This is a genomic window from Mesorhizobium sp. M0491 (assembly GCF_040321265.1).
In the GTDB taxonomy this organism is placed as follows: Bacteria; Pseudomonadota; Alphaproteobacteria; order Rhizobiales; family Rhizobiaceae; genus Mesorhizobium.
Window position 1 is genome coordinate 1 of the sequence record NZ_JAMYRE010000048.1, and the last position, 9,057, is coordinate 9,057.

At 63.6% G+C, this 9,057-nt stretch carries 9 protein-coding genes; 1 reads left to right on the top strand and 8 read right to left on the bottom strand.

Annotated elements, in window-relative coordinates; all coding sequences use genetic code 11:
* Positions 1–81 precede the first annotated feature (81 nt).
* From NKI69_RS33075 to uxaC, 8 genes are all read right to left on the bottom strand, one after another.
* Complete coding sequence (locus NKI69_RS33075) at positions 82–417, bottom strand: cupin domain-containing protein (RefSeq protein WP_023811768.1); 336 nt, start codon at positions 415–417, stop codon at positions 82–84.
* Between the two features lie 10 nt (positions 418–427).
* Positions 428–1,186, bottom strand: coding sequence for a 2-dehydro-3-deoxy-D-gluconate 5-dehydrogenase KduD (gene kduD, locus NKI69_RS33080; protein WP_023811767.1), 759 nt, complete (start codon positions 1,184–1,186; stop codon positions 428–430).
* Complete coding sequence (gene kduI / locus NKI69_RS33085; RefSeq protein ID WP_023811766.1) at positions 1,183–2,034, bottom strand: 5-dehydro-4-deoxy-D-glucuronate isomerase; 852 nt, start codon at positions 2,032–2,034, stop codon at positions 1,183–1,185. Before kduI ends, kduD begins: the two co-directional genes overlap by 4 nt.
* 23 nt (positions 2,035–2,057) lie before the next feature.
* Positions 2,058–2,834 (bottom strand): FadR/GntR family transcriptional regulator, encoded by a 777-nt coding sequence (locus NKI69_RS33090; protein WP_023811765.1) that lies wholly within the window; start codon positions 2,832–2,834, stop codon positions 2,058–2,060.
* Between the two features lie 8 nt (positions 2,835–2,842).
* Positions 2,843–4,123: a TRAP transporter large permease gene (locus NKI69_RS33095; protein WP_023811764.1), complete on the bottom strand. Its 1,281-nt coding sequence runs from the start codon at positions 4,121–4,123 to the stop codon at positions 2,843–2,845.
* 4 nt (positions 4,124–4,127) lie between these two features.
* On the bottom strand, positions 4,128–4,658 hold the full coding sequence (locus tag NKI69_RS33100; protein ID WP_031213442.1) for a TRAP transporter small permease: 531 nt from the start codon (positions 4,656–4,658) through the stop codon (positions 4,128–4,130).
* Positions 4,659–4,759: 101 nt separating this feature from the next.
* Positions 4,760–5,737, bottom strand: coding sequence for a TRAP transporter substrate-binding protein (locus NKI69_RS33105; RefSeq protein WP_023811762.1), 978 nt, complete (start codon positions 5,735–5,737; stop codon positions 4,760–4,762).
* A 36-nt stretch (positions 5,738–5,773) separates the two neighbouring features.
* Positions 5,774–7,186 (bottom strand): glucuronate isomerase, encoded by a 1,413-nt coding sequence (uxaC, locus tag NKI69_RS33110; RefSeq protein WP_352441008.1) that lies wholly within the window; start codon positions 7,184–7,186, stop codon positions 5,774–5,776.
* Positions 7,187–7,329: 143 nt separating this feature from the next.
* Between uxaC and NKI69_RS33115 the strand changes: the two genes are divergently transcribed.
* Positions 7,330–8,865, top strand: coding sequence for a mannitol dehydrogenase family protein (locus NKI69_RS33115; RefSeq protein ID WP_352723416.1), 1,536 nt, complete (start codon positions 7,330–7,332; stop codon positions 8,863–8,865).
* Positions 8,866–9,057: the final 192 nt, after the last annotated feature.

Here is a 9,057-nt window from a genome sequence, read left to right on the forward strand (position 1 = left end):
TGGCCTCCAATCCAGCCAGCATCTTGAATCACAAACATCCGGCTTTGGGAATCCTACGATTCTCTCAAAATAGGAATCGCTCTAGCCGAGGAAATCGGCCCGGTGCGGCGTGAAGCTGTCGACCAGCCGCCCTGCTTCCAGCGCCTTGACGCCGTGCACCAGACCGGACGGCACAATGAAGCTGCCGCCGGTCTCGATGGTTTCGGTCCTACCGTCGATGGTCACCTCGAAGCGGCCCTCGGCGACATAGCTAGCCTGGACGTGTGGGTGCGAATGCAGGGCGCCGACGCCACCCTTGTCGAAGCCGAATTCGACCAGCATCAACTCGTCGGTATGCAGGAGAACGCGTCGCCTGTTGCCGTCCGGGGTCGGCGTCCAGGCGCCCTCGCCGGCATGCGCGAAAATCTTTGTGGTCATCGTCGTCTCCTCATCGCGCAAGCCAGCCGCCATCCACAGGCACCACCGCTCCATGCATGTAGTTCGACGCCGGCGCCAGCAGGAACACGGCGGCATCGCCAATGTCGCCCGCTTCCCCCCAGCGACCGGCCGGGATCCGCGCCAGGATGGCGGCGCTGCGGTCGGGATCGGCGCGCAGCGCCTGCGTGTTGTTGGTCTCGATATAGCCCGGCGCGATGGCGTTGACGTTGATGCCTTTTTGCGCCCATTCGCAGGCGAGCAGCCGGGTGATGCCGAGCACGCCATGCTTCGAGGCCGTGTAAGACGCGACACGGATGCCGCCCTGAAAGCCCAGCACCGAGGCGATGTTGACGATCTTGCCTTTCCGCTCAGCGGCCAAGGCACGCCTTGCAAAGCTTTGGCAGAGCAAGAAAACCGTCTTCAGGTTGACGTCCATGACGTCGTCCCAATCGGCCTCTCTGAGATCGACGGCATCGGCGCGGCGGATGATGCCGGCATTGTTGACCAGCCCGTCGAGCGGACCGCTTTCGTCCCAGATCCGGTCGAGCAACAGGCCGGCGGCCGAAGTGTCGGCAAGGTCGGCGCTCACCGCTTCGAATTGCCCGCCCACCGCCGCAATCTTGTCTGCCGTATCGTCCATCGACGAGCGGCCGACGCCGACCACCGCGCCCCCGGCGCGTGCGACGCACACGGCGATGCCTTGGCCGATGCCAGTGTTGGCGCCGGTGACCAGGATACGTTTTCCGGTAAGGCTGAAGGGGTCGCTCACCGCAGATCCCCCAACGCCACCGGGTCGACATCGGTATAGTCGACATTGTCGCCGGCCATCGCCCAGATGAAAGCATAATTGGAAGTGCCGGCACCGGAGTGGATCGACCATCCCGGCGACAGCACCGCCTCCTCATTGCTCATGACGATATGGCGCGTCTCGTCAGGCTCGCCCATGAAATGGAAGACGCGCGCCGTCTCGGCCAGGTCGAAATAGAGATAGGCCTCCATGCGCCGGTCATGCACATGGCATGGCATGGTGTTCCACACCGATCCTGGAGCCAACTGAGTCATGCCGACCACCAGCTGGCAGGTCTTCACGCCCTCGGCATGGATGAACTGGAAGATCGAACGCTCGTTGCAGGTGTCCTTGCTGCCGAGATCGAGGCGCTTGGCGTCGCCGATGCGGATCAGCCGGCTGGGCCAGGCCTGATGCGCAGGCGCGCTGAGCAGATAGAATTTAGCCGGCGCGGTCTTGTCCACCGAGGCGAAGGACACGTCGGTGGTGCCCATGCCGAGATAGAGCATGTCGCGCGCCTGCAATTCGAAGGACTGGCCGCCGGCCGTGATGACGCCCGTGCCGCCGATGTTGACGGCGATCAGCTCGCGACGGTCGAGGAAGTTCTTGGTGCCGGTCGGCTTGATCGCTTCCAGTTGAAGCGGTGCGCCAGTCGGCACGGCGCCGCCGACGATCATGCGGTCGTAATGAGTGTAGGTCAGGCTGATGCGGCCAGGCTGGAACAGGCCGTCAATGTGGAAGTTGTGACGCAGCTCATCGGTGCCCATTGCCGCGGCGGCAGCCGGGTCAATGGCAAATCGCGAGGTGTAGTCGGTATGGCTCTGGTTCATTGTCGGTCCTGACTTGAAACGGGTCATTTGCCGGCGGCGGCCTTGACCGAACTGGAATAAAAAGCCTGACGTGCATGCAGCCGCTCGCGGTAACGCTGCTGGCTGGCGGTGAGGTGCGCGCGCATCGCCTCGCGCGCGGCCTCGGCATCGCCAGAGGTAATGGCGTTGAGGATCACCAGATGCTCGCGCTGGAGCCCGCGCTGATAGCTGTCGGATTGCGCCAGTTCGGTCGACCAGGGCGAAGTCACGTCGCACGGGATGGCGCGCCGGCCGAGCACGTCGAGCATCTCGACATAGAAGGGGTTGCTGGTTGCGCTGGCGATGGCGCGATGGAAGGCGAGGTCGGCCGGACCGGTCGGCTCGCTGGCAAGCAGCAGCCGCTCGAATTCGAAGAAGGCTTCCTGGATCGCCGCCTCCTGCGCGGCGTTGCGACGGATGGCGGCGAGCCCGGCCGATTCGATCTCGATCGCCAGCCGCACTTCGAGCACGTTGAGTGCGATCGAATCCTTGCTGCCCATGTCGGCGGCCAGCGCGCCGAACATTGTCGAGATGTGCTCTGTGACGAAGACGCCGGCGCCCTGGCGCGGTTCGACCAGCCCGTCGGCGGCAAGCTTGGCCAGCGCCTCGCGGATGACGGTGCGGCTGACGCCGAAGGTTTCGGTCAGTTGGCCTTCGGTCGGCAATTTATGGCCGGGCAGGATCTCGCCCGCCTGCAGCTGCTTGCGGATCGCCGCGACGACGGTCTCCGACAGCTTGGGTTTTCTCTCGACCCTGAGGTCGGTTGCGGTGTCCGATGCCATGTCGCCCCCTATTTGAACACGCTCGGCAACCAGAGCGAAATGGCCGGAATGTAAGTGACGAGCCCCAGTACCACGAGCCCGGCCCCATAGAACGGCCAGATCGAGCGCATCGCTTCCCAGACGGATATCTTGCCCACTGCGCACGCCACGAACTGCACAGCGCCCACCGGCGGCGTATTCAGCCCGATGCCGAAGTTGAGGATCATGATGACGCCAAAATGCACCGGGTCGACGCCGTAGGCTTGCGCCACGGGCAGGAAGATCGGCGTGCAGATGATAATCGTCGGCCCCATATCCATGAAGGTGCCGAGGAACAGCATCAAGACGTTGAGCAGGAGAAGCACGACCAGCGGATCCTCCGAGATCGCGTTCATGGAGGCTATGAGCGCTGCCGGCACTTTCAGGAAGGCCATCAACCACGAGAACGCCGCCGCCATGCCGATGATGAGCAGCACCATGGCCGTGGTGCGCACGGCACCATGGGTAGCATGAACGAAACCTTCCCAAGTCATCTGCCGGTAAACGAAGACAGTAACGAGCAACGCATAGATGACCGCGACGCAGGAACTCTCGGTCGCCGTGAAAACGCCCGATCGTACGCCACCGAAGATGATCGCGATCAGCAGCAGGCCGGGCACCGCGACAGCGAAGAGATGCGCGACGGCGGTGAAGCCCGGAAACGGCTCGGTCGGATAGCCGCGGGAGCGCGCCACGAAATAGGCGGTGATCATCAGCGACAGGGCCAACAGCAGGCCCGGAATGATGCCGGCCGTGAACAGGTCGGCGATGGAGATCTTTCCACCTGCCGAGATCGAGTAGATGATCATGTTGTGCGACGGCGGCAGGAGCAGCGCGATCAGCGCCGCCATCGACGTGACGTTGACTGCGTAATCCGCTCCATATCCACGCGCCTTCATCTGCGGGATCATCAAGCCGCCGACCGCCGCTGCCTCGGCCACCGCGGAGCCCGAAATGCCGCCGAACAGTGTAGCGGTCGCAATGTTGACCTGCCCGAGGCCGCCGCGCAAATGGCCAACGAGCGAGCCGGCGAAGGCAACGATCTTGCTGGCGATGCCGCCGCGCACCATCAAGTCGCCGGCATAGATGAAGAAGGGAATGGCCAGCAGCGAAAAGACGCTCATGCCGGAATTCAGGCGCTGGAACACGATGAGCGGCGGCAGGCCCATGTAGAGGACGGTGGCAAAGCTTGCGACGCCGAGGCAGAAAGCGATCGGCGTGCCTATAAGCATCAGAAGGGTGAAGACGCCGAAGAGGATCCAGAGTTCCATGGCGTCAGACCTTCACGTTCGCCGTGTCGAGTTCGGTTGCGACTTCCGCCGGCGGCAGTTCATCGAGCACATCGTCGATCGGCGCACCGGAGAGACGAAGCACGATGCGCTCCAGCGTGAAGAGCGCGACGAGCACGCCTCCCGCGACCAGCGGGACGTAGTCCCAGCCCCCCGATATGCCGAGCGACGGCAAGGTAGCGCCCCAGGTCAATGCGACCAGTTGGCTGCCATACCAGATCATACCGATGCCGAAGGCGAGCGCGACGAGGTCCGAGATCATCCGCAGCCAACGCTTGCCGCCTTTGGGCAGCACGTAGAGCAGGACGTCGAAGCCGAGGTGATAGTTCTCGCGCACCCCGACGGCAGCGCCGAGGAAAATGAACCAGCTCATCAGCATCACCGAGCCCTGCTCGGTCCAGCTTGGCGAGCGGTTCAGGACATAACGACCGAACACCTGCCAGGCGACGAAGGCGGTCATCAGCACCAGCCCGATGCCTGCGACCCATAGCGCCGCTGTGCTGACGCGCGACATCATGCGCGCGACGCCGGACAGGGGCAGTCTATGTTCTGGGCTGGAGGTCACCGGTTCTCTCCGCAAGGGGGATGGCGGCGCGGAATGCCCGCGCCGCCGCTTGATCACTGCACGGCCTTGATGGCTTCGACCATGGCCTTCAGCTTGTCGTCCTTGACGTGCTTCTCGTAGACCGGACCCATGGCGTCGATGAAGGGCTGCTTGTCCGGCGTCGTGATCTGCGAACCGGCCGCTTCGACTTTGGCGCGCGATTCCTTGACCTTGGCGGTCCACAGCTCGCGCTGCCTGGCGACGCTCTCCTTGGCGGCCGCCTTGAAGATCGCCTGATCCTCTGGCGTCAGCTTGTCCCAGCTCGACTTCGCCATGACGAAGGCTTCCGGCACCATGGTGTGCTCGTCGAGCGAATAGAACTTGGCGACTTCCGCATGCTTGGCGGTGTCGTAGCTCGGAAAATTGTTTTCCGCGCCGTCAATGACCCCGGTCTCGATCGCCGAATACACCTCGCCATACGGCATCGGCGTCGCGTTGGCGCCGAGTGCCGCCACCATGTCGACGAAGATGTCGGACTGGATGACGCGGAACTTCATGCCGGCCAGATCGGCTAATGAGTTGATCGGTTTCTTCGAATTGTAGAAGGAGCGCGCGCCACTGTCATAAAAGGCGAGCAGCACCAGCCCGACCTGTTCGAACGCCGCCGCGATCTGGTCGCCGACCGCCCCGTCCATGACCTTGTGCATATGGTCTTCCGAGCGGAAGATGTAGGGCAGCGAGGGCACAGTGGTTTCGGGAATGAGCCCGTTGAACGGCGCCATCGAGATGCGGTTGAGGTCGATCACGCCGGTGCGAACCTGCTCGATCGTGTCCTTTTCTTCGCCTAGCTGCGCGGAATGATAGAGCTCGACCGCATAGCGGCCGGCCGTACGCTCCTTTACAAGCTCGCCGAAATATTTGACTGCCTCGACCGTCGGATAGCCGTCCGGGTGGGTGTCGGACGAGCGCAGAACCGTCTGGGCACTTGCCGTTCCGGCCATCAGTGCGGCGGCGAGCAGCGCAGCTCCCGTCAGTCTTGAAAAATGCAACATGGTTTCCTCCCTTTGCATTGCGGGCGAGTTGCCCCTTCAGAGCCGATACGCCTTTTTCGCCAGCGTATAGGTCAGTTCCCGCGCCAGCTCATGCGCCTCGTCCTCGCGCAGCCTGTGCTCGGCGACGAGACGCGCCAGGAACGCGCAGTCGACTCGCCGCGCCACATCGTGACGCGCCGGGATCGAGGGAAAGGCACGGGTGTCGTCGTTGAAACCGACGGTGTTGTAGAAGCCGGCCGTCTCGGTGGTCATCTCGCGGAAGCGCCGCATGCCTTCCGGGCTGTCGTGGAACCACCAGGCCGGCCCGAGCTTCAGCGCCGGGTAGACACCGGCCAGCGGCGCCAGCTCGCGCGCATAGCTGGTCTCGTCGAGCGTGAAGAGGATGACGGTGAGGTCGCGCTCCAGCCCGACGCAGTCGAGCAGCGGCTTCAGCGCCGTCACATAGTCGGTCCGGGTCGGGATATCGAAGCCCTTGTCGCGGCCGAATTTTTGGAAGATTGCGGGCGAATGGTTGCGCCAGGAGCCGGGATGGATCTGCAGGACCAGCCCATCGTCGAGGCTCATCTTGGCCATCTCGGTCAGCATCTGGGCGCGGAACAGTTTTCGCTCGCGCTCATCGTCGGAACCACGGCGAACCCGATTGAACAGCTCTTGCGCCGCCGCATCCGAAAGATTGGCGGTCTCGGCCGTCGGATGGCCATGATCCGACGAAGTCGCGCCGAAGCTTTTGAAGAAGGCGCGCCGCTGGCGATGCGCATCGAGATAGCCGGCCCAATTGCCGGTGTCGCAGCCGGTGATCTCGCCGAGCCGATCGAGATTGGTTGAAAACCCTTCGAAATCGGGATCGACGACAGCATCCGGCCGATAAGCGGTGACCACACGGCCCTGCCAGTCGCTGTCGCGGATCATCTGGTGCCATTTGAGATCGTCGAGCGCGCCTTCCGTGGTCGCGATGACCTCGATGTTGAAACGCTCGAACAGCGCGCGCGGGCGAAAATTCTCCCACTGCAGCAGCGTCGCGATGGTGTCGTAGTGGCGGTCGGCGGTCGCGGCGGTCAGCGGTTCGTCGATGCCGAACAGATCGGCAAGTACGTGGTCGAACCACAGCCGGGTCGGTGTGCCCCGAAACAGATAATAGTGCTCGGCAAAGCGCCGCCAGATCGTCCGGCCGTCGGTTTCGACAGGCGCGCCGTCCAGCGTCGCGACGCCGAGATCCTCGAGGCGGACGCCCTGGCTGAACAGCATGCGGAAGATGTAGTGATCCGGGACGATGAGCAGTTGCGCCGGATCCGGGAATGGCTCGTTCAGCGCATACCAGCGCGGATCGGTGTGGCCATGCGGGCTGACAAGGGGCAGGTCCTTGATCCCGGCATAGAGATCACGGGCAATCGCGCGCGAATGCGCCTCGGCGGGAAACAGCAGATCCGCATGGGTCAGTGTCACGGTCATCCTCCCAAGGCCACTATCGGTAGGGGCGGCAAGAAATAATGTCAACATACAAAAATCTGATTGTTGTATGATGACTTTTCGACCCATTGTGTGGCAGGAAATCGAATGTTACGCCGCTTTGCCGATCCCTGCCGAGGCCACTCATGTCATCCGACCAGACCAGTCGCACCACGACGACCGAACGCCTTTCCACGAAGACGGTGCGCGCACTGCCGGCTTCGATCGCGACACCTGCGTATGATCGCAGCCGCATCGTCCAGGGCATCGTGCACCTTGGTGTCGGCGCCTTCCACCGCGCCCATCAGGCAGCCTATGTCGACGATTGCCTGGCGGCAGGCGAGGCGGATTGGGGCATAACAGGCGTTTCGCTGCGCAGCACCGACACGCGCGACGCTCTCACGCCGCAGGACGGGCTCTACACGCTGGCGATCAGAAGCAGCGGAACCGAAGAACTTCAGGTCATCGGCTCGATCGGCGCGATGCTGGTTGCGCCGGAGGATCCCGGCGCGGTGCTGGCCGCGCTGATCGATCCGCGCACCCGCATCGTGACGCTGACGATCACCGAAAAGGCCTATCTGAGGGCGGCCGGCGGCGGGCTGGACACCGCTCATCCCGATATCGTCCACGATCTGACAAACCGGGAAATGCCGAAGACAGCGCATGGTTTCCTGGCCGAGGCGCTAGCCCGGCGACGCGCCGCCGGCGTGCCGCCCTTCACCGTGCTGTGTTGCGACAACCTGCCGGCCAACGGCGCCACGCTGCACCGGCTGCTGACCGAATTCGCCGAACTGCGTGACGCCAGGCTCGGCACGGAGGGCGACGCCAGGCTCGCCAAACACATCGCCGATGCGGTCGCCTTTCCCTCAAGCATGGTCGATCGCATCGTGCCGGCAACCACCGATGCCGACCGGGCACGGATCGCTGTCGAACTCGGTGTCGTGGACGCCTGGCCTGTCATGACCGAGCCGTTCTGCCAATGGGTGGTCGAAGACAATTTTCCGGGAGGCCGGCCGGCCTGGGAACGGTTCGGCGTCACCATGGTCGACGATGTCAGGCCGTTCGAGGACATGAAGCTCAGACTGCTCAACGGCTCGCATTCGGCCATCGCCTATCTTGGCCTGCTCAGCGGTCATGCCACCGTCGACCGCGCCTTCGCTGACCCGGCGATCCGGCAATTCGTTGATGCCTTGTGGGCCGAAGCCATCCCGACCCTGCCCGAGGATGCCGGATTGGACACGAGCGCCTATACTGCGGAACTCGCGGAGCGTTTCTCCAACACTGCACTTGCCCATCGCACGGCGCAGATCGCCAATGACGGCAGCCAGAAACTGCCGCAGCGCATCGTCGCCTCCGCCATCGAATGCCTCGAAGCCGGTACTGAATTGGTCCATCTAACCCTGGTGGTGGCTGCCTGGATCGCTGCTTGCGCCGCGCGAGGGAAAACCTTGCCGGCGGGGCATTTCACCGATCCGCTCGACGCGGCGTTGACGGAACTTTTGAGTGAGCAACTGCCGGCCAACGAAACCGTGACCGCGGTGTTCGACCTGGCCGGCTTCGCTGGGGATCATGCCGAGCGGCAGACGCTGATCGAACTGGTGGCCGTACATCTCGTCCACCTGCGGCGCGATGGTCCGGTTCTGGCCTTCGCCGCCTTGGGCATACAGAGCGAGCAGACCTGAGCTACGGCCTCGCGGTTATGATGTCGGCGGGACAGCGCCCCCCTCTTTCGCAAATCTCTAACGTTACAGGAAGAGCACCGACATCCGAGCTGCCAATCTCCCCCCTCGTGGGCCCGTTGCGTTATTAAGTTATAGGGGCAAGGAGGGAGGGTCAGGCCAATGTGGGGTGCCTTGCGGCTCGGGTTTGAGGCC